This is a genomic window from Nonomuraea maheshkhaliensis, assembly GCF_039529435.1.
GTDB classification, from domain to species: Bacteria; Actinomycetota; Actinomycetes; order Streptosporangiales; family Streptosporangiaceae; genus Nonomuraea; species Nonomuraea maheshkhaliensis.
In genome coordinates this window covers 38,112-57,274 of sequence record NZ_BAAAMU010000015.1, presented here as the reverse complement: position 1 = coordinate 57,274, position 19,163 = coordinate 38,112, and the positions used below count along the sequence as shown (strand labels likewise).

Annotated in this window: 24 protein-coding genes, 1 tRNA gene and 1 riboswitch; of the genes, 12 read left to right on the top strand and 13 right to left on the bottom strand. The window is 64.1% G+C overall.

Translation table 11 applies throughout. From position 1 onward, the window contains the following. Positions 1-1,545, bottom strand: coding sequence for a phosphomethylpyrimidine synthase ThiC (thiC, locus tag ABFX54_RS12955; protein WP_346104493.1), 1,545 nt, complete (start codon positions 1,543-1,545; stop codon positions 1-3). Then, positions 1,538-1,650: riboswitch (TPP riboswitch) on the bottom strand. It overlaps the preceding gene by 8 nt. An 89-nt stretch (positions 1,651-1,739) precedes the next feature. Between thiC and ABFX54_RS12950 the strand changes: the two genes are divergently transcribed. The 3 genes from ABFX54_RS12950 to ABFX54_RS12940 all read left to right on the top strand — a co-directional run bounded on the left by ABFX54_RS12950 (position 1,740) and on the right by ABFX54_RS12940 (position 4,066). After that, positions 1,740-2,090: a hypothetical protein gene (locus ABFX54_RS12950; RefSeq protein WP_346104491.1), complete on the top strand. Its 351-nt coding sequence runs from the start codon at positions 1,740-1,742 to the stop codon at positions 2,088-2,090. 11 nt (positions 2,091-2,101) lie between these two features. Then, entirely contained in the window at positions 2,102-2,935 is an 834-nt protein-coding gene (locus ABFX54_RS12945) for a universal stress protein (protein WP_346104489.1), read from the top strand. A 108-nt stretch (positions 2,936-3,043) separates the two neighbouring features. Further along, positions 3,044-4,066 (top strand): cellulose binding domain-containing protein, encoded by a 1,023-nt coding sequence (locus ABFX54_RS12940; RefSeq protein ID WP_346104487.1) that lies wholly within the window; start codon positions 3,044-3,046, stop codon positions 4,064-4,066. 348 nt (positions 4,067-4,414) lie between these two features. Here ABFX54_RS12940 and ABFX54_RS12935 read toward each other — a convergent pair whose 3' ends face one another. Together ABFX54_RS12935 and ABFX54_RS12930 are read right to left on the bottom strand one after the other, a co-directional pair. Then, entirely contained in the window at positions 4,415-5,083 is a 669-nt protein-coding gene (locus ABFX54_RS12935) for an AIM24 family protein (protein ID WP_346104485.1), read from the bottom strand. Between the two features lie 136 nt (positions 5,084-5,219). Further along, positions 5,220-5,612: a response regulator transcription factor gene (locus ABFX54_RS12930; protein WP_346104483.1), complete on the bottom strand. Its 393-nt coding sequence runs from the start codon at positions 5,610-5,612 to the stop codon at positions 5,220-5,222. A gap of 114 nt (positions 5,613-5,726) precedes the next feature. Between ABFX54_RS12930 and ABFX54_RS12925 the strand changes: the two genes are divergently transcribed. Then, positions 5,727-5,801 (top strand) — tRNA-Arg (locus ABFX54_RS12925). A gap of 129 nt (positions 5,802-5,930) precedes the next feature. On the opposite strand, the gene ABFX54_RS12920 is transcribed toward ABFX54_RS12925, so the two are convergent. After that, positions 5,931-6,407 (bottom strand): hypothetical protein, encoded by a 477-nt coding sequence (locus ABFX54_RS12920; protein ID WP_346104482.1) that lies wholly within the window; start codon positions 6,405-6,407, stop codon positions 5,931-5,933. 243 nt (positions 6,408-6,650) lie between these two features. Between ABFX54_RS12920 and ABFX54_RS12915 the strand changes: the two genes are divergently transcribed. Then, positions 6,651-7,307 (top strand): hypothetical protein, encoded by a 657-nt coding sequence (locus tag ABFX54_RS12915; protein ID WP_346104480.1) that lies wholly within the window; start codon positions 6,651-6,653, stop codon positions 7,305-7,307. On the opposite strand, the gene ABFX54_RS12910 is transcribed toward ABFX54_RS12915, so the two are convergent. Continuing rightward, positions 7,210-8,496, bottom strand: a complete 1,287-nt coding sequence (locus ABFX54_RS12910) for a PBSX family phage terminase large subunit (protein WP_346104478.1) — start codon at positions 8,494-8,496, stop codon at positions 7,210-7,212. The two genes, ABFX54_RS12915 and ABFX54_RS12910, sit on opposite strands and share 98 nt — an antisense overlap. Next, a complete protein-coding gene (locus ABFX54_RS12905; RefSeq protein WP_346104476.1) occupies positions 8,493-8,990 on the bottom strand; it encodes a hypothetical protein in 498 nt (165 codons plus the stop codon). The genes ABFX54_RS12910 and ABFX54_RS12905 overlap by 4 nt, the downstream gene beginning before the upstream one ends. Positions 8,991-9,125: 135 nt before the next feature. Between ABFX54_RS12905 and ABFX54_RS12900 the strand changes: the two genes are divergently transcribed. Continuing rightward, positions 9,126-10,355 (top strand): PIN-like domain-containing protein, encoded by a 1,230-nt coding sequence (locus tag ABFX54_RS12900; RefSeq protein ID WP_346104475.1) that lies wholly within the window; start codon positions 9,126-9,128, stop codon positions 10,353-10,355. Between the two features lie 148 nt (positions 10,356-10,503). Here the strand turns inward: ABFX54_RS12900 and ABFX54_RS12895 are convergent, their stop codons facing one another. Beyond that, complete coding sequence (locus tag ABFX54_RS12895) at positions 10,504-11,241, bottom strand: ParB/RepB/Spo0J family partition protein (RefSeq protein WP_346104473.1); 738 nt, start codon at positions 11,239-11,241, stop codon at positions 10,504-10,506. 84 nt (positions 11,242-11,325) lie between these two features. Between ABFX54_RS12895 and ABFX54_RS12890 the strand changes: the two genes are divergently transcribed. Continuing rightward, a complete protein-coding gene (locus ABFX54_RS12890; RefSeq protein WP_346104471.1) occupies positions 11,326-11,886 on the top strand; it encodes a hypothetical protein in 561 nt (186 codons plus the stop codon). Positions 11,887-11,925: 39 nt separating this feature from the next. Here the strand turns inward: ABFX54_RS12890 and ABFX54_RS12885 are convergent, their stop codons facing one another. Together ABFX54_RS12885 and ABFX54_RS12880 are read right to left on the bottom strand one after the other, a co-directional pair. Further along, entirely contained in the window at positions 11,926-12,216 is a 291-nt protein-coding gene (locus ABFX54_RS12885) for a hypothetical protein (protein ID WP_346104469.1), read from the bottom strand. Between the two features lie 85 nt (positions 12,217-12,301). Next, positions 12,302-12,631: a hypothetical protein gene (locus tag ABFX54_RS12880; RefSeq protein WP_346104467.1), complete on the bottom strand. Its 330-nt coding sequence runs from the start codon at positions 12,629-12,631 to the stop codon at positions 12,302-12,304. Positions 12,632-12,850: 219 nt separating this feature from the next. Here ABFX54_RS12880 and ABFX54_RS12875 point away from each other — a divergent pair, with 219 nt between their 5' ends. Beyond that, positions 12,851-13,609, top strand: a complete 759-nt coding sequence (locus tag ABFX54_RS12875) for a hypothetical protein (protein ID WP_346104465.1) — start codon at positions 12,851-12,853, stop codon at positions 13,607-13,609. Positions 13,610-13,627: 18 nt separating this feature from the next. Here ABFX54_RS12875 and ABFX54_RS12870 read toward each other — a convergent pair whose 3' ends face one another. Further along, entirely contained in the window at positions 13,628-14,413 is a 786-nt protein-coding gene (locus ABFX54_RS12870) for a DNA adenine methylase (RefSeq protein ID WP_346104463.1), read from the bottom strand. A 301-nt stretch (positions 14,414-14,714) separates the two neighbouring features. On the opposite strand from ABFX54_RS12870, the gene ABFX54_RS12865 reads away from it, so the two are divergent. Continuing rightward, entirely contained in the window at positions 14,715-15,233 is a 519-nt protein-coding gene (locus ABFX54_RS12865; RefSeq protein WP_346104461.1) for a hypothetical protein, read from the top strand. 409 nt (positions 15,234-15,642) lie between these two features. Further along, entirely contained in the window at positions 15,643-15,849 is a 207-nt protein-coding gene (locus ABFX54_RS12860; RefSeq protein WP_346104459.1) for a hypothetical protein, read from the top strand. 50 nt (positions 15,850-15,899) lie between these two features. On the opposite strand, the gene ABFX54_RS12855 is transcribed toward ABFX54_RS12860, so the two are convergent. Next, positions 15,900-16,880, bottom strand: coding sequence for a tyrosine-type recombinase/integrase (locus ABFX54_RS12855; protein ID WP_346104457.1), 981 nt, complete (start codon positions 16,878-16,880; stop codon positions 15,900-15,902). Positions 16,881-17,064: 184 nt separating this feature from the next. Between ABFX54_RS12855 and ABFX54_RS12850 the strand changes: the two genes are divergently transcribed. Then, a complete protein-coding gene (locus ABFX54_RS12850) occupies positions 17,065-17,541 on the top strand; it encodes a hypothetical protein (protein WP_346104455.1) in 477 nt (158 codons plus the stop codon). Between the two features lie 86 nt (positions 17,542-17,627). Next, complete coding sequence (locus tag ABFX54_RS12845; protein ID WP_346104454.1) at positions 17,628-18,068, top strand: hypothetical protein; 441 nt, start codon at positions 17,628-17,630, stop codon at positions 18,066-18,068. 613 nt (positions 18,069-18,681) lie between these two features. Here the strand turns inward: ABFX54_RS12845 and ABFX54_RS12840 are convergent. Continuing rightward, a complete protein-coding gene (locus tag ABFX54_RS12840; RefSeq protein ID WP_346104452.1) occupies positions 18,682-18,912 on the bottom strand; it encodes a helix-turn-helix domain-containing protein in 231 nt (76 codons plus the stop codon). A 15-nt stretch (positions 18,913-18,927) separates the two neighbouring features. After that, entirely contained in the window at positions 18,928-19,161 is a 234-nt protein-coding gene (locus ABFX54_RS12835) for a hypothetical protein (RefSeq protein ID WP_346104450.1), read from the bottom strand. Positions 19,162-19,163: the final 2 nt, after the last annotated feature.

Sequence of the window (19,163 nt, the reverse complement as noted above, 5' to 3'; positions counted from 1 at the left end):
TCACTCGACGTAGATGTTGCCGCCGAGCCTCCTGAACTCGGCCGCCTTCTCCTCGAACCCCGCCTGCCTGATGTCGTGACTTATCCGCATCGAGCAGAACTTGGGCCCGCACATCGAGCAGAAGTGCGCCGTCTTGGCCGGCGCCGCCGGCAGCGTCTCGTCGTGGAAGGAGCGGGCGGTGTCGGGGTCGAGCGAGAGGTCGAACTGGTCCTCCCAGCGGAACTCGAAGCGCGCGTCGGACAGCGCGTCGTCCCACTCCTGCGCCCGCGCATGCCCCTTGGCCAGGTCGGCGGCATGGGCGGCGATCTTGTACGTGATCACGCCGGTCTTGACGTCGTCCTTGTCGGGCAGGCCGAGGTGCTCCTTCGGGGTGACGTAGCAGAGCATGGCGGTGCCGAACCAGCCGATCATGGCGGCCCCGATGCCCGAGGTGATGTGGTCGTATCCGGGCGCGACGTCGGTCACGAGCGGGCCCAGGGTGTAGAACGGCGCGTCGTCGCAGAGCTCGCGCTGCAGGTCGACGTTCTCCTTGATCTTGTGCATGGGCACGTGGCCCGGCCCCTCGATCATCACCTGGACGTCGTGCTCGCGCGCGATGCCGGTCAGCTCCCCCAGCGTGCGCAGCTCGGCGAACTGGGCCTCGTCGTTGGCGTCGGCGATCGATCCGGGACGCAGCCCGTCGCCGAGCGAGAACGACACGTCGTAGCGGGCCAGGATCTCGCACATCTCGGCGAAGTTCTCGTACAGGAAGCTCTCGCGATGGTGCGCCAGGCACCAGGCCGCCATGATCGAGCCGCCGCGCGAGACGATCCCGGTCTTGCGGGTGGCGGTGAGCGGCACGTACGAAAGCCGCACGCCCGCATGCACCGTCACATAGTCGACGCCCTGCTCGCACTGCTCGACCAGCGTGTCGCGGTAGACCTCCCACGACAGCAGTTCCGGCCGGCCCTTGACCTTCTCCAGCGCCTGGTAGATGGGCACGGTGCCGACCGGCACCGGCGAGTTGCGCAGGATCCACTCGCGGGTCTCGTGGATGTCGTCGCCGGTCGACAGGTCCATGATCGTGTCGGCGCCCCACCGGGTGGCCCAGGTCATCTTCTCGACCTCCTCCTCGATCGAGGAGGTGACGGCGGAGTTGCCGATGTTGGCGTTGATCTTGACCAGGAACTCCCGGCCGATGATCATCGGCTCCGACTCGGGATGGTTGACGTTCGCGGGGATGATGGCCCGGCCCGCCGCGACCTCCTGCCGGACGAACTCGGCGCTCACCCCCTCGCGCACCGCCACGAACTCCATCTCCTTGGTCACCAGCCCGCGCCGGGCGCAGCCGACCTGCGTGACCGGCTCACCCGCCGCCCGCCGCGCCTCGATCCACTCCTCGCGCAGGCGCGGCAGCCCACGCCGCGGGTCGGGCTCGAAGGAGGGGTCGGTGTAGGGGCCCGAGGTGTCGTACAACGTCACCGCCGAGCCGTTGGACAACCGGACCTGCCGCATCGGCACGCGGAGGTCACCGGAGTAGATCTTGGAAAAGCGCGCGCTGCTCATCGCGCAAACTCCCTTCGCCGGCATTACCCGGAGCAGGTTCTGGCGGTCGGCGGCTGTCAGCCGTCCTCTCAGCCCGGTCTGCACCGGGCTCCCGCGTTGGACGGCGATGATCGTACCCACGCCCGCCCCCACCCGAAACCTGGCGCCGAGGTTTGACGATCGCCGTGAGCGGTACGGTCCCCATCAGGGGGAACATGAAGAGATTCGCTGCTGTCGCAGGACTACTCGTCGTGATGGCCGCGTCCGGCGCCACCGCAGCCGCCGGAGACGGCATGGACCAGCACGAAGTCAGCCAGGAACAGTACGACACTCTCATCGCCCAGTGCCGCTACGCCGACACGGGCAAGGCCAAGTGCCGTGCCGCGGTCAGAGAGACGTACCGCGTCGGCACCGACGACAAGCGCCTCGACTGCCGCACCTACTCCGGCGTGACCGTCTGCGGCACGCTGCGGCTCAGCAGGTCCGAGCGCGCCTGCGTCCGTGACTCCCAATCGAAGGGGATCTCGTTCCGCCGTGCCGAGGTCGAATGTTACGCGCTGTCCTGAGGAGCTGAACCGTGATCATCGTCGGGGTGGACGGCTCCCGCGCCGGCCTTGAGGCCGCCGGCTGGGCCGCCGCCGAGGCCGCGCTGCGCGGATCGCCGCTGACCGTGGCGCACGCCGTGCCCAAGTGGGTGTGCGAGGAGGACACCGTACGCTACGCCGAGGTCGCCCGGTGGATGCGCGAGGGCGCTGCCACCGTGCTCGCGGCGGCCCGCGACCGCGCCGTGCGGGAGTCGCCGCAGGTGCCGGTGGAGCAGGTCCTGCTGCCGGGCGATCCCCGTACCGCGCTGATCAAGGCGTCCGAGGACGCCGAGCTGCTGGTCGTCGGCAGCAGCGGCATCGGCGGCGTGCGCGGCCTGCTCGTCGGATCCGTCGCGTACGGCGTCACCGCGCACGCGCGGACGAACGTCGTCCTCGTCCACGAACGTCCCCCGGCCGTCCGAGGCGACATCGTCGCCGGCACCGACGGCTCGCCCAGCGCCGGGCAGGCGTTGGAGTTCGCCTTCACCGAGGCGGAGCTGCGCGGGGCGCGGCTGCGTGCCGTACAGGCGTGGGCCTGGCCGCAGGCCGGCGGCTTCCCACCGGCCGACCGCGGCAGCGAGCAGCACACGCTGCGCCGGCTCAAGGAGTCGCTGACCGAGCACCAGGAGCGGCATCCCGGCGTCGAGGTGGTGACGGAGGTCGTGCACGGCCATCCGGTCGAGGTGCTCCGCGAGACGGCCGCCGGCGCCGATCTGCTGGTGGTGGGGTCGCGGGGGCATGGGCAGTTGGCGGGGATGCTGCTCGGCTCGATCAGCCAGGCACTCCTGCACCACGTCCCCTGCCCGCTTGCGGTGGTCCGCAGCTGAAAGTTACATCCATACCCCCAGGTCAAGCGTTTCTCTCAGGCGTCATCCTTTCCGTCGCGCGGCCCACGATCCTACGATCTGCGCAGGCTGACGACGGGAGAGCAGACCATGCGCAAGATCGGCTCCGCGCTGGCCGCGATGGTGGCGCTGGCCGCGGCGGTGCTGTTCGCCACCACGGCCACCGCGAGCGCAGCCCCCATCAGGATCATGCCCCTGGGCGACTCGATCACCGGCTCCCCCGGCTGCTGGCGCGCCCTGCTCTGGAACCGCCTCCAGAGCACCGGCCACACGAACGTCGACTTCGTCGGCACCCTGCCACCCCAGGGCTGTGCGGTGGCGCACGACGGCGACAACGAGGGCCACGGCGGCTACCTGGCCACCAATGTGGCCAACCAGGGCCTGCTGACCGGCTGGCTCGCCGCCACCCGGCCCGACGTGGTGCTCATGCACTTCGGCACCAACGACGTATGGAGCAACATCGCCCCGGCGACGATCCTCAGCGCGTTCACCACGATGGTGAACCAGATGCGGGCGAGCAACCCGAACATGAGGATCCTCGTCGCCAAGATCATCCCCATGAACCCCTCCAGCTGCGCCGACTGCGCCCAGCGGACCGTGACCCTCAACAACGCCATCCCCGCCTGGGCCGCCGCCACGACCACCCCGCAGTCGCCGATCACGGTCGTGGACCAGTGGACGGGCTTCAACACCGCCACCGACACCTACGACGGGGTGCACCCGAACGCGGCGGGCGACCAGAAGATGTCCGACAAGTGGTACCCGCCCCTGGTGGACGCCCTCGGCAGCACTGTGACACCACCGCCCCCTTCTGGGGGATGCGCCGCCGCGTACCAGCGCACCGGCCAGTGGCAGGGCGGCTTCCAGGCCGAGGTCACCGTCACGAACACCGGCACCTCGCCGATCAGCACCTGGACGGTGGCGTGGACGTTCGCCGACGGCCAGCGGATCACCCAGCTGTGGGGCGGGACGCTGAGCGCGAACGGCTCCGCGGTGACGGTACGGAACGCCGGCTGGAACGGGCAGATCGCGCCGGGGGCGTCGATCACGTTCGGCTTCCTCGCCTCCTGGACCAGCACCAACACCGCCCCCACGCCCACCTGCGCAGCTTGACCAGGACCGGCACCGACACCGACACCGCACCCAGCCCGATCACGGCCCTCGGCGCGACCGCCTGACGCCGACCGCCGATCAGCTACCAGGGGCCGTAATATCGGCCACCCGCGGCGCCGCCGGCCGAACGTAGTCCTCGGTCACCAGCGCCACAGAACGATCAAGCCGCCCCGCTCTGCTTCTTGCCCCCTTGACCATCACGATCAGGCACTTGGCGGCCTGCGCGACGTCGTGCCCACGCAGGGCGCTGACCAGCTCGGTCCGGCCCTCGGGTGCGGGCTCGATCACCCGGTACCGCGCCCAGCCGCCTGTCCATCCCGCCTGGCGGGGAAGGCACTGGCGTGGGCCTCAAGCGGAGGGAGCCGGGACCGGAGCCCCTTCACTGGCCTGCACCAACACGAACCCCTGCCCCCTGAACGCCAACTGCATGGCCTCCCCACTCCCCCGCCCGATCAACGCTCCCACCTTCATCGTCCGGTTGATCCCGACTTCCAGCCCCGTGCTCCAGCACACGGCCGACTGCCCATCCGCGAACGTCGGCATCCGCGCGGCGTCGAGCAACACCGGCGTGCCATGCGTCGTCACCGCCACCCACCCGGTCCCGGTAACCGTCGTGTTGAACAACCCACCGGCCGCCACGCCGGCCCCCTGGACCCGCTTGATGTCCCAGCTGAGCTGCGGCTGGAACGCCAGCAGGTTACGCCCGTTGACCGTGAGCCCCTCGTTCTCAAGAAAGAACAGATGAATGTCATCGGCGTTGTCCGCCAGATAGAGCTGCCCCTCGCCCCGTACCCGCATCAACGAGGCGCCCTCCCCCGTCATGGCCTTCTTGAACAACTTCCCGAGCCCGCCCGACCCCTCGTAGTCGAAGTCCATCTGCCCCTGAAAAGCCACCATGGACCCCTGCTTGGCAAGCACCTCGTGAGGGAGCTGGACTCGCAACATCTTGTGGTTCTCAAGGGCGAAGCCCGGAGGGAGCTGCTGGGAGTCGAGGTTGTTGAAGATGGAACTACGCACGTGGTCCAGCCTTTCGCGGGGAGGAGGTCCTGCGGCCAGCGTACGAACAATCCACCAAGAACGCGGCACCCAAGCCCGCACCCCTCGCCGACAGCCGAAATCACCCGATCAGTTAGCGGGCCCCAGAAGGCAGGGATCAGCTACGCCCCCGACCCCTCACGGCCAGATCACGCACGACCTCGATCAACTCAGCCGGATCGAACGGCTTGGTCAGGTAGGCGTCCACCCCGATCCCCAGTCCCCGGGTCCGGTCATCATCCTGAGCCCTGGCCGTGATGAGCACGACCTTGATGTGACTGGTGGCCTCCTCGGTACGCAACCGATGCGCCGTCGTCCACCCGTCCAGGAACGGCATCATCACATCGAGCGTGATGACATCCGGCATCACGTCGAGCACCCGATCCAGACAATCCTGCCCATCCGTGGCGGTGGACACCTCGAACCCCTCCAGGTTCAGGTTGACCGCGATGAGCTGCCGGATGACCTCATCGTCATCCACGACCAGTACTTTCCCAAGAACCTCGCCCACGGGCGCAAAGCTAACCTGTAGTGGCCCCGTCACGCCGGGTTTCGCGGGAAGTGTTCAAGGACCTTTATCTGGTGCCGAGCAGTGCCGGGATACTGATAGCCTTTCACTCGACGCGCCCCCTTAGCTCAGGGGATAGAGCACCGGCCTCCGGAGCCGGGTGCGTAGGTTCGAATCCTACAGGGGGCACCATTTCGACGGCCAGGTCAGACATCGTCTGACCTGGCCTTTTGCTTGTTTCCATGATCATTCCGGCGTGACACCTTGCGGCACCGCTCGGCACGTTGAGACGGAATCTGCGTACCATACGCGTTCCCTTGATCATCTACTGTTGAGCATCCGGCCGCCCGCGGCACCGTTGAAGATCGCCCATTCGTTCCAGGCGTGGTTGGCCTCGCTGGTCGCGAACGTCGCTCTGAAGGTGATCGTCGAGTTGGTGGTGCCGCCTGTGCCGTCCGTGTGCTGCGGGAAGCCCGCGTCCATGGCCTTGCGCAGCTTGTTGGTCGCGGCCTGGAGGTCGGTCTGCGTCTTGGCTTCAGCGGTGGTGGAGTCTCCGACGCCGAGGTGCGCGTTGGCCTCGTTGTAGTAGGTGAGCGGCTGACTGGCCGCCGCGGTGCCGTTGCCGATCAGCATCTGCCAGATCGCGGAGGCTCCGCCGTGCATGAGGGCGTTGCCCTCGCGCTCGATCACGTCGTAGGGCAGGGCGTCGGGGCCGATGTCGTCGCCCCAGTACTTCTCCAGCCGCCACGCGACCTTCCACTTGAGCGGGTCTTGGGTGAGCAGACTCTCAGCAGACATAGAAACTCCCTGGTCAGGGTCGGGTCATCACAGGTCCAGCAGTGCGGCTCCGGCCCCGCGCTGCCCCTCAACAGTGGGGGCCGGGGCCGCACTTGGTGCTCGACGCGCGTACGGGGAAGCCGCGCGGAGCGACGCACCTCCGGGCCAGGCCGCCGCAACAGGGCCCAGGGCGCGCGTTGAGAAATTCAGGGTTCTGACCTGCAAGCCAGCGACAGCAAGGACATGGACTCGCAAACTTCTTACATGGGGCAATCCTGGGCATTGATCATCGCCCCAATCGGTGCGGTGATTGCCGCACTCGTGGGGGTGCTCGTTGGCGGAATGGTGACCCGCCGAGCTCACCGGCAGGAGAGGTCACAACAGGAGCAGTCGGATGCATGCGATCAGTTCGACAGCGCATCGGCCAAGATCGTGGTGGAATTGGCGGCCCTAAGCGGCCATCACTCAGCGCCAGGTTCGCAAGGAGTGGAGCCTGCCATCGATTGGAGCGCGTGGCAGGCTGCACTCGCCAAGGTGAACAAGGGCGTCGCTAAGACGATCGTGGCCCAGGCCCATACGGTCGACGAGCAGATTTGGCGCGCCCACTGTGAGATCCAGGCCGGACTTACGTCGTGGGATGACTGGTTCGTCTTGCGAGAGAGGATCGAACTTCGGCGGCTGGAGTTCATCAACGCAGTCCGGCAGACCGTAGGTTTGGAGGCTTTGGACAGCCTGAGCGGTCGGCCTCCCATGCACGATCCAATCTGGAACCTTGGACGCAACGAAGCTGCCGACACAGGACCCCAACAGCTCTCGCCAGCCCCTAGAGAAGAGGCACCGGCTCAAGAAGCCTCAACCAAGCCGCCTGCGTTGTGTGAAGGGCATAACGAAGAGCGTCAACCGAGTGGTCGTCAACCTTGACCGGCACGTCATCGCCGCGCTCTGCCTTGCGCTCGTCCCACGCGTAGCCGGCCATCTCGTCGAGCAAGCTGCGGCAGCTCGCGTGCACGCGCAGGTGGTCAGCGGAGATGAGGTTCGACACGGTCCGGATGCCGTCCAAGACCGCGTTGTCGGCCTGCATGGGCCGGTAGTGGTCCCGGTAGAGCTGCTGGATGAACGAGGCCGCGCTTGAGTCAACCACGAGCCACTCAGGCCTGACGCCGCGCGTCCCCGGCCCGTAGGTGTCCGGGATGCGGTCCAGCCAGTCGGTCAGCCGCGTGCTGTACTCCGAGTCCGTCAACTGCCGCCGCTCGGCGTGGGAGTCGTAGCGCATCTCGGATGCGACGTAGATCCGGCGCTGCCCTTCACGATCGGGCACGCTGACGCCCAGCAGCACCGCGGCGAACGGATTCGTTGTGCCATAGTCCACGCCGACCGACAGCCACTTCTCCATCAGCGGCAGCGAGGTCACAACGTGCTTGTCCTCGTCGAACTGGTCGTAGATCGCGCCCTCAGCCATGACCCACAAGCCCTGGATGAAGCGTTTGTACCAGAGCCCGGAGTACTCGCTCTTGAGGGCCTTAACGTAGGCCGGGTCAAGACTGTGATTGTCGTCCAAGGTGAAGTGCCACGACCTCAAATCGAGCTCGTGGGCCCGGTCGAGGAAGTCCTTCTTCAACCAGTGCGACGGCGCGTCCGGGTTCGTGCTCCCGAACAACTTGGCGCCCGTTACCGACAAGCGGCTGAGCAGCATGTCCCAGAACGCCCGATCGATCAGCGTGATCTCATCAACGTACGCGCCCACCGCCGTCATCCCACGCAGACGGTTCTCCGCTCGGGCGTCATTGGAGGTGACGATCTCGACAGTGCGGCCCAGAATTTTCGCGGTGGGCGCACCTCTGGTGTAGGTGATTCTCTTGGCGATCGGGCCGGTGATCGCGGGGTCCATGAGCGGCTCGAAGACGTTTCTGCCGACCGTGTCGCTCGTCTTGCCAACCACGACCAGAGAGCCGCCCCTTGGCGCGTTCGCCACAAAGATCACCCAGCGGATCAGAGAAGCGATGGTCTTCCCACTTCGGATTGCGCCCTGCCAGATATTCAGACGTGCCGTTGACTCAGCGATGCTCTTCTCTTGCTTCGGCGACAGCTTGACCGCCAGGCGCAGGCTCACGCTTCGCCCCCGGCGTCGTCGTACTCGATCGCGCCCTGGATAACCTCGGCTTCGAGGATCACGTCAGTCTCCGGGTCAGGCACGTTGTGGCGCTGCTGGAGCTGGAGCAGCATGTTGCCGAGCAGGCTGGCCATGTCGTTGTCGGCCGCACCGTTCCTGTTGATGAGGTCCAAGCCCAGGAGACTGGCTCGCTTGTTCACGATCTTCAGGGCTGCCTCGACGGCGTTGACCTCGCCCTTGAGCACTCTCGGCCAGACGGACGCCATCATGCGGTCCAGCCGGTTGATCTCCAAGGTCAGCAGTTCCTCGGCCGCCATCGCCTCCTGCTTGGCCGCCTTCTTCAGCGCCGTCGTGATGTCCTTGGAGACGAGCTGCGGCGAGGAGTAGCCGAGCCGCTGCGCGATCACCGCGTTGCTGACCCCAGCGATACGCATCTGCAACGCCTGGTAGCGCCGCTCGTGCCGCGCAAGCTTCACCTGGGCGTCTTCAGCCATCAGGGCGCAGCCCTCCTTGCTCGCGTTATGCCGTCTAATCGTCGTAGGGGGGTGACCTGCACAGATAGCGCATTGAGGTCGGCCGGATGACGAATTCGCTCAACATGATCGACACTTGCCCATACTCTGTCCGGTATGAGTCAGGACACGGCCGAGCCGATCCCCTCGAAGCCAAGCGGCAACTCTCTCCGCGAGTTGTTTCCGGGGTACTTCCCTCCTGATAAGGACGCCATAGGGAACGTGATGACCAGCGGCTTGGTCGTTTTCGATACCAACCCGCTACTGGATGCCTACAAGCTGACCGGGACAGCCCGAATCGAGTTCCTCGCCTCGATGCGTGCCCTCGACGATCGGCTATGGATCCCCCACCAGGTCGGCCTCGAGTTCCTCCGTAACCGTTCCTCCGTTATCGACTACAGCAGCGGCTTCCCTGCCCGGTTCCGGAAAGCGGCTGGCGACCTACACAAGGAGGTGCAACAGCTCAAAGATCATCGCGGCCTAAAGGATGAAGACGTAAAAAGAATAAAGCAGGATATCGACGCTGCTATAACAGCGATTCTTGATGCCCATACTGAACTTTATGCCTTCGGAGTGAATAAGAGCGTAGCGATCGACAAGGACCCGGTCTTTAAGGAGATAGAGCAAATAATCGCGCGGAAGGTTGGGCCGCCTCTGCCCAATATAGACATGGCCATGAAGATCGGCAAACAGCGACTCAAAGAAAAGATCCCGCCCGGCTACAGCGACGCCCCGGAGAAAGGAGAGGAAGGCGCCCTTGGCGACTACTTCGTGTGGGCACAGACACTCATCGAGGCCAAGCAGCGCGGACTTCCCGTGCTGCTCGTTACCAACGAGACCAAAGCTGACTGGATCCGTACAGAGGGCAGCTTCAAGCGGGGGCCGCGGCCCGAACTGGTGGATGAGATGCTCCGCGAAGCTGGGCAACCTTTCCAACTGATGAACGTCCGATCATTCTTGTTTCACGCTGGACAGCACTTGTCAGCGACGGTCAGTGAATCAACCATCAAACAGGCCGAGTCAGTACAGAGGCATGAACGTCAAGCAGACTTTAGCGGCCTTGAAGATGCACTCACCGAAGCAGTCAAGGGAGCATTGGAAGACGATCAGCTGTACGAAGGAAACTCTTCTCTCGATCGGAGCGTGATCCGCAATTGGCTTATCGAGAGTTTGTTTGCGACGCAAACAAAACGGGACTCATACAAGCACGCTCTGCGAATAATAGACGTACTCAAAACCGGAGGAGAGGTCGAGCTACTGACGAGAGATGGGCATCGTTGGCACCTTCACTTCGATGGCACCAAAGTGCTTGCACAACGACCTCCCGAAAAGGCGGAACCCGAATAATGATGCTTATGGTGATTCAGGTCGAGCAACCAGGTCACCGTGACCTCTTGATGCGCGACAAGCTCCACCACCGGTGCCTCACGGTCTCGGGGTTGCCGCGAGACAGAGCCCCAGATTCAGGCTGGCAGTGCCACCGTCATTAGTCTGCTTAGCTTCTCAACGCCGCCATCACCACCTCCGCGAGCGGGACATCACCGTCTCGGCTGCGGATGTCCGCGACCAGACCGGTCACTTCGTCGTGCTGTGCGGCGGTCAGCGGCATGATCAGCTCGACCATTGCGCCGGCCTTCGGGCGCGGCGGCGGCGCGGCCGAGCTGGCCGACCCGTCGTGCGCGTCTCGGTTGTGCTCGTCCGTAGGTTCGTCGTCCTCGATGTCGGACGGGTTGTCCTCGTCGTCGGGGTCGTTCCCGAGAGACGCGGGTGCGGAAGGCGCCGGTGTCTGCGCTGGCCTGCTGGTGGCGAGTTCGTCGTGCACGATCTCGATGTCGCCGAGGTCGTCGAGCAGGTCGGAGAGGTCTTCGTCCCTCCAACCGGTGCCGTCCAGGTCCGGAAGCGACTGCAGCAGCTCGGCGAGCTTGGCGTCGTCGTACTGGCCGTACTCGGCGAGCCGGTTGTCCGCGAGCATGATCCGCTGTGCGGTCTCGTCGTCTACGTCGATGATGACCGTGGGCACGTGCTTGAGTCCGGCCTTGGCCGCTCCGCGCCAGCGGTGCTCTCCCGCGACGATCCGCATCCTAGACTTCTGCGCGACGACGGACCCGTAGAAGCCGTGCTTCTTGATCGACGCGACGATCACATTCACGTCGCCCTGGTGTGAGTTGTCGGGGTGTGGTTCCAGGTCGCCGATCGCGACCATCCGGTACTCCTGCTTTGCAACATGCGCCATCCGACTGTCTACACTCCTGTTGGTCAGTGATGTATTGCTGGGCGCACCCTATTCTCCTTAAACGGAGGCGCTTACTGTAGGGTCATGGCAGATTTCGCATCTTCAGAGGGCCATGAGGGACCGTTAGCCGAGTTCGCCGCCCTGCGGCAGGAGATAGAAGGACGGGAAACGCAGCGCCAAAACCTGTTCAATCTTCACATCACGGCATCGGGAGCAGTGTTCGGTTTCGTGCTCTCAGGCAGCAGAAACCCCCTTCTCCTGCTAATCATCCCTATCACTACCTATTTATTTTACGCTCGGTTCATCATGCACTCTCACGCCATCTTCAAGATCGGCAGATACATTCGAGACGATCTCACACATCGGGTGCCCGGCGGTCTTCGATGGGAAAGCTGGCACGTCAAGCAACCAATCCCTCTCCGAATTCCACGCTTCGCATACCCCAGCCTGATCGCTTTTCCTGGACCTTCGTTCGCAGCACTAATCTGGACCGCTGCTACAGTCTTTATGGGATGGCAGCAAGCTACTATGCTTGCCCGAATCTCCGCCATTCTCGCTTGGCTAGTTGGTTTAGCCGCAGCAGGCTTCACCGTCGCCTTAGTCAACTCAACGGCTCGACAATGGTACGAAGAAAACGTCTCATAGCGCTTTCCAACTGATCAGCAACACTGGGACTCGCGCTGCCTACTCAACAGGCGTCGCCATATATCGGCGCGCGAAGACTGACTTCGAGACGGACCAGAACTCGCCTGCCCTGTCGTGCAGGACGTAGTCGCCGAGGCCGGCGCGCTGCATGCCCTCGGGCGTCTGGATGTCCACATACTCACCGGCGCGGCCACGGATCGCAGTCTGCCCGACCATGCCCCGCAGGTTCGAGTACCTGTTGATCCATGCCACGATGTCCTCGACCTGGCCGCCGACAACCTCCACGGCCTCGACCAGCTCGGGCGCGTGCTGGTACTCCTTGATTTCCATGGTCAGCGTCTCCCTTTTCGGCGCGCGATCTGGCGGCGCCGGTAGTCGGTGCGGATACCGCGCATGTGCGCGCGCATGATGACGATCAGCGGGAGTAGCGCGCGGTGGATGCCTGGACAGCCGCACCGATCTCCCGCATCCGCTCGGTGACCGCGCGGCCGTCGACGGTGAACTGCGGCACGTCGAACGGCGACCGCCGAGCCACCTCGTTGACGTCATAGAGCCGCTTGCGGCTCTGCCCGTCAAGGTTGAACTGGTAGACGTGGGCCTTGACCGCAAGATCATCCGTCAGGATCAGCTCGACCTGGTACGTGTCCCGGGTGTCAATGCTGTGCTCCCGGATCCAGACCAGGAGGCGCTCACGGCCGGGGTCGATGTTGCCCGGCGTCATCGTGTGCATGATGTGCTCGGTCACGATCATCCGCTCTTCCGGTCCTGGTAGCCGTACCGCGTCCGCTCCTGGGCGATGCGCTCGGCGACCGCCTCGCACCCGCGGATGTCCCACATGCCGCCGGACTCCGTGGCCTCGGACACCTCGACGCTCGCGGAGTACGTCCCCCAGCCCTCCTCGGTCGGGATGCCCTCCTTAGCGAAGCCTCGCTACGATTAGAAGAGACCGGCGAAGGCGGCACCTGTGTCCGATGCACTACTGAACATCGTGATTGGGCTTGTTACCAGCGTCATTAGTGGTGGGTCTGTATGGCTGTGGCAGCACGGCCACAATGCGCGTGCTCTGCGTCGCAAGGCGGCTTTCTTCGGGCTTCAGCAGGGAAAACAATGTCTGATCTTTACTGGCAACAAATACGACTCGCCTGGAAGCGCTGACTACCAGGAGGTGCATGCACTGATCGACGTAGCGACCCTCGCACACGAGATCGGCGCGAAGATCACCCTAGAATCCTGCGATCTCTTTCGTGGCAGCAACGGAGATCGAACGGAGTTCTGCATCGGTGGCCCATTGGGCCCAAATCCACGTACAGCAGGCCACCTTGCGGCACATCTACCGGGAGTCGAAATCAAACCCTGGGATCGGGACCGAGCTGACACGCTCACCATCGTTGTGGGAGGCCAAGCGTTTCCGTGGAATCGCAGACAGGAAGAGTATGCACTCATTGCCAAGTTCACTCCACCGGAAGCGAGTCGTCCCGTCTTCGTGATCTTCGGCCAGACTGCCACAGGCACCCGCGCCGCTATCCACTTTATTAAGCGTGAGCATCACAACCTCTCGCAGACCCTTACATCCGACGATCGGTTCTGCATCATTGTACGAGTGAAGGGCATATTGACCTACGGCCACCAAGCGACCGAATTGGCAAGTAACGTATCAGAGGCCGCGTTTGCCTCTCCTCCACAAACCTCAACAGCACCAGAGGGAAGGCAGCCCCGTGCTTAGCGCGCTTCGACTGAGCCCTTACCGATTGATCCACACCGACTCGACGGCATGCCTCCGCTCGTCGCTGGAGCTGGCGCGTACGCGGTAGTCGATGCGTCGCCAGTCAGAGAGCAGTTCGTCGTACAACTGCGACCGGTAGCCGGACAGCACGATCGCAGACTTGCAGGCGACGAGCACTTCCAGGAGGCGGCGGTGCTCGGGCTCGCGATCCATCTCCTTCACGTAGTGGCCGCTGCCGAACACGTTCCTCGTGCTGCGCAGGTATGGCGGGTCCACGTACATGGCGGTCTGCGGCGAGTCCATGCGCTCGATCAGCTCGAACGCGTCCACCTGCTCGATGAACGCCTCACGCAGCCGGACCGCATGCCAGCGCAGCGCCGCAGCGGCCCGCTTGGAGCCGGCCGGGTTGTTGACCCTCGTTCTCGAAGTCGGCCGCCGCCAAGAGGCGCCCGCCTCGCCGCTGCGGGACTGGGTGCACTGGATCCACCAGCGGCGGGCCCGTTCCAGATCGGACGCCGCGGTGTCGCCCAGCTTGGCGGCCTGGTGCTCCGCGCGAGCGTACGGCGTGAACTCGATCGCACGGATCAGAGCACGGGGCCGGTCGCGCAGCGCCTTCATGAAGCATACAAGGTCGCCGTTGATGTCGTTTATCGTCTCGATGGGGACGGGGTTCTTGGCGAAGAAGACGGCGGCCGAGCCCGCGAAGGGTTCGACGTACACCTCGTGCTGGGGGAGCAGGCTGGCCAGGAAGGGGCCGAGCCTGCCCTTGGCGCCGTAGTACTGGAACGGAGGGCGCAGTGCCACGAGAACCCCTCAGGATGACGGCGGCGAAGTAGACGCGGGAGTGTGCCGTATACATACGCACCTCGGGTATATCGCGCATGTTGCGGCAACTTCCAACGGCTTACACAGGGCCTCTAACGCATATCAGGACCATCACCGATATCTTGTGACTTAAGACCCCTATCCTCCTTGCAGTCCCAGATCTGCAATGAAACCAACCATCGGACTACTAGAGGAACGAATCATGGGGTTCTTCAGAAACCTTGCTCAGCAGTACACAGACTTGATGCTAGGTGCAATATGGGCTAGCACTTTTGCCGTAATGTCCGTCGTCCTCGTTGTTACTGTCAGCCTCTCTTACGCTAGCACCGGAAAGGACTCAGGGCACGTCATCGCGATCTCGATGCTCATCTCAGCAGCGGCGTTCGTGGTGGGAGGGCTGGCAGGCTTCCTGTTCGCCCTCCCGCGAAGCCTCACTGCCATATCGGAAAGGTCATCTGCGGGCCCTAGCACCCAGCAGCAGACTTTGACAGTTCGCGCCAACACTAATCTAGAGGACGTATCGGACTGGCTTACAAAAATCATCGTTGGCCTCACTCTTACCCAATTGGGGGAAATCCCCGATGGAGCAAGCACCCTGTTTCACACCCTCGGCGCCGCTTTAGGCGATGATGAAGAGAATGCCGTTTTTGCTGGCCTGCTGACGGTCTTCTGCTTCACAGTCGGTTTCATAGAAGGGTGGCTGAGTACGCGAACGTATATCGCCCGATGGATGGCAGCAGCAGACAGACCCCTACGCAGCACGTTGCGGCTAGGGCGCACCAACCAGAACCGGGATTGAGCCAACCCGAGAGGGTGTCGCACAACCGCAACATAGCGCCGCACTTCGGTGATCTTATGTCGTCTGTATCGCTCGTACATACGCGACCTGCGGAAACACGTCATAAGGTACGTACTGCTCACGGTTCGAGCATTGCTTTGAGCTGCGGAAACAAGCTCAGACCCCCGCTAAGAGGTCGGTCCACGGACTGATCTCCCTCGTCCATGCAGGCGAGATAAGCGCTCAGCGTGGACTACAGCCTGTCTATCTCCTGCGTCACTCCATGCCGAAATGCATCTTCAGACGCGGAACGACGGACGTGCTCCGACGGAGCTGGCAAACTCCCCGCATGATTGCGCACGAGGAACTGCTCACGAACGCCATCACCTGCGCAGTGCTCGCGGCCGACCCCGATCCTGCCTGACTACCCGTGACCGATGGCTACATGCCCGCACTCGTCGAGTTCGACGCCGCCCTTGCAGACGGCGACATTGGTCAAGTGCAGCGGGCCGCGCGCGCCTATCACGACACCTTCGACGTGAGCAGCGGCGTCGTCGCGGAGGGCGCAGCCGGCCGCGCGCTCCTTGACGCCGTGACCACGCCTGGCCGCACCCTGGAGACCATGAACGGGTGCTGACGAGGCCACCGAGTGAGAACCGGTGACCTATTTCAGGTCACCGGCCGCCGTCACTCCAACGCCGACGCCACCAACTGGGAAGGATCTCTTTCCAGTTGGCGTCCCGAGTGTATGTAACCCATGGTGGTGTCCATCGATTCGTGATCCAGTGCTTCCTTGATCTCGAATGGGTCCGCGCCCAGTTCCGCAGCCAGCGACGCCCACGTGTGCCGCAGCACATGCGCGGTGACCTTCGCGCGAATGCCGGCCTGGCGACCGATGCGCGTTGCCAGGGCCGACGCCGACGACCGGTAGAAGCGGCCTCCGGTGTCGGTCACGAAGATTCGCCCGGTGAGCTGCGACACCTCAACGCCTTCGCGGCGCGCCCGATCCTCCAGATACCGGTCGAGCGCGTATCCGGACTCCACAGGCAGGCGGCGCTTCTTCGGCTTGGTGCCCTTGCCGACGATCCGCAGCGTCCGTAATCCTCGCTCATACCCGAGCGCGCTCAAGTCGGCGGAGATCGCTTCTTCGATTCGAATCCCTGTGTGCAGCAGGACGCGGATGAACGCCGAGGTACGCAGCCGGGCCGGCCCGTGGTCAGCGTCGGCCGCGGCCACCAGGGCGCGGGCCTCGTCTCGCGTGAGCGCGGTCGTCTCGGAGTGCCCTCGTGACACCTTCGGCCTACGTGTCCGCTTGAACCGGTTGGCCTCGATGATTTCCTCGTCGGCGATGTACTCGTACCAGGACGACACCGCCGAGATGCGGCGCTGCATGGTCTTCGGCGGGATCGGCTTTCCAGCCTGGAGTTCGAGCCACCGCTTGTAGACGTCGCCGTGGGACTTACGCGCCTGTAGCGGGTCGAGACCGGTCTCGCCGCAGAAGCCGAACCACCGCTCGATCTCCAGTCGGTAGGCGTCGCGGGTGTTTTTCGAGTCAAACGAGAGCAGCCACGCCATAGTCGCGTCCTGGGCGAAGCCCAGCAAAGCCGGGGGGAAGGAGATCCCGCCCGACCCTATCGGCATCGGTTCCCGGATCAGCTCGGCAGTCATGCCTCTACGCTATCAGGATGATCTATGGACATAACATGAATTATGACCACTTCTTAGCGATCACCAAGCTCTGAAGACCCAAGGTCGCATTTCTGTCTCACCGCCGCGCTGTTACCTCGCGCTACGGTCCAATAGACAGATGAGCAGAGTGCGTGCATGGCTTGTGTCGCACGGGGGAATGTCCGTGCCGCTCATGCTTATCGTCTTCGCATCAGTGGTCATCGGCTGGTCCGGCGACTGGCCGGTCCCGAGAACCATCCTCTTCGCCCTTATGCTCACGTTTCTTGTGGGCCCGATCGCATGGAGGATCCACACGGGCACGCAACAGATCACGCATGCCGCCGAAGATCCGGGCGAGGCCCTTCGACACCGTCTCATACAGGTCAACACAGCATTCGCCGAAGCCGCCAGGCTTATGGACGATCTACGACGCGATCTTGAAGCTCAGCAGGCGGCCCGTGAAGCCCTCATCAGCCAGACCGAGGAGCAGCAGCGCCTCCTGGCGATCGATCAGGAGCAGGCAGAGAAGATCCGGCTGATCCTAGTTGGCGAGACAAAGGCGACCATCCGCGCGGAGCGACGTCAGCAGTGGATGTTCTTCGGCCTGGGCGTAGCGGTATCTATCCCGATCGGCGTGATGATCAACATTCTCGTGCCCTGATCCACTCGCACCGTATCTTGCTTGCACGTCGCCCGTCCAAGCTTCGGCCCCTATGGTGAATCAGCACCCGATGTGAAACTGAAGGTATGGGGACCTACAACTGGGTAGAGCAGGCGTCATGGGTAGCCGGAATCATCAGCCTTCCACTCTCGGTGATCTTCCTGGTCCAGGCGTTACGAATGTCTCGGCAACGCCTTGAAGAATCGCAGGAAGATCCTAGCGAGGCGCTGGAAGACCGAATTAGGCGCGCCACCGAGTCCTTCGCAGAGACAGGTCGGCTGCTGGCGGAATTACAGAATACATTCTCCGTACAACAGGCCGCGCTCAAGAAGGTTACTGAGGAGGCCGAAGAACAGGCCCTTCTGCGTGACATGGATCCCGAGACAGCCGAGAAGATGCGTCGCATCATCGTAGGTGAGACAAAAGCAACGCTCCGTGCGGAGCGCCGTACGCAGCGACTGTACTTCGCAGGAGGCGTACTTCTATCTATCCCAATAGGCGCCCTGATCAACTGGCTTGTGCCCTGATCACCAGGTCATACGGGCAAGCCGACCTTCCGAATCGGGGGGTGCACCCCCTCGCCGCGTTCGCAAGGTGCAGCGTGTCCCCATGGTGACATGCCCGTGGACAACAAGAGGGCGTTCGTTGCTGTGGTGCAGACTGGGAGGTGAGGCAGCGGCGGCGTAGGCTCCGGCCCTCCTCATTCAGGAGTTCCAGCTAACCGAACACGGCGCAACCGGATCAACTCGACGAGTCTCGTCCGAGCTAGGAGAGAGCGACCCGCAGTACGGAGCCAGGACATGCGGGACTCGGGGTGGAGTCCGGTCGGGGCTCGCCATGTTGGAATTCCTGCCTATGCTTCCCTCACTGATCCGGGACCTGCGCGTCCTTGTGGACGAAGCGTTTTTGCTGGCGATCCAGGTCACCGGCGCGTGGGCGATTCTCAAATCACTCTGGAGGCGCCGCCTCAGTCGAAGAAAGGGCCAAGTCAGCCGACTTCGGCGCCGGCGAGGACGGCATGCAACGAGATCCAGGCGTCGGCGACGGCTACGCAGTTGAGGGACCTGCACCGCGTAATATCGAGGTCATTGGAGGCGTCGTCGGGGAGGCTAGCCGCCTTTGCTGCGGCCAGGTCGGGAGTCACGCGTCCGCTCCGACCGTGGCGGGCGCCTGCGGGGCGCGGGTGTCGCCGCCGCGGTGGTGCAGCTTGGCGCCGGCCTCTTCGAGGAGGCGGTGCACGAACCCGTAGCTGCGGCCGATGTTGAGGGCGATGAGGCGGATCGACTCGCCGCCGGCGTACTGCTTGGCGAGCGCGTCGGCGAGCTGGGCGCGCTCGGCGCCGACGATGCGCCTGTTCTTCGGGAGTTTCACGAGGGCCTTCCTGGTTCAGGCGGCGCGGCCGAGCTGGGCGCGTAGCTCGTCGCGGGCTTCGGGAGTCGGGGGGACAGGGTCACCACGCCAGATGCAGCCCTCGATCGTGGCGACGTCGTCGTAGTCGTAGACGGCCTCGCGCCCAGCTCGGCCGAGAACGCGCGCTTGGTAGCGGCGGGCCCACTGGCGGATAGTGCTGGGCTCGCGATCGAGCCGGTCTGCAGCTTGGCGAGCGGTCGCTGGGTGCACGT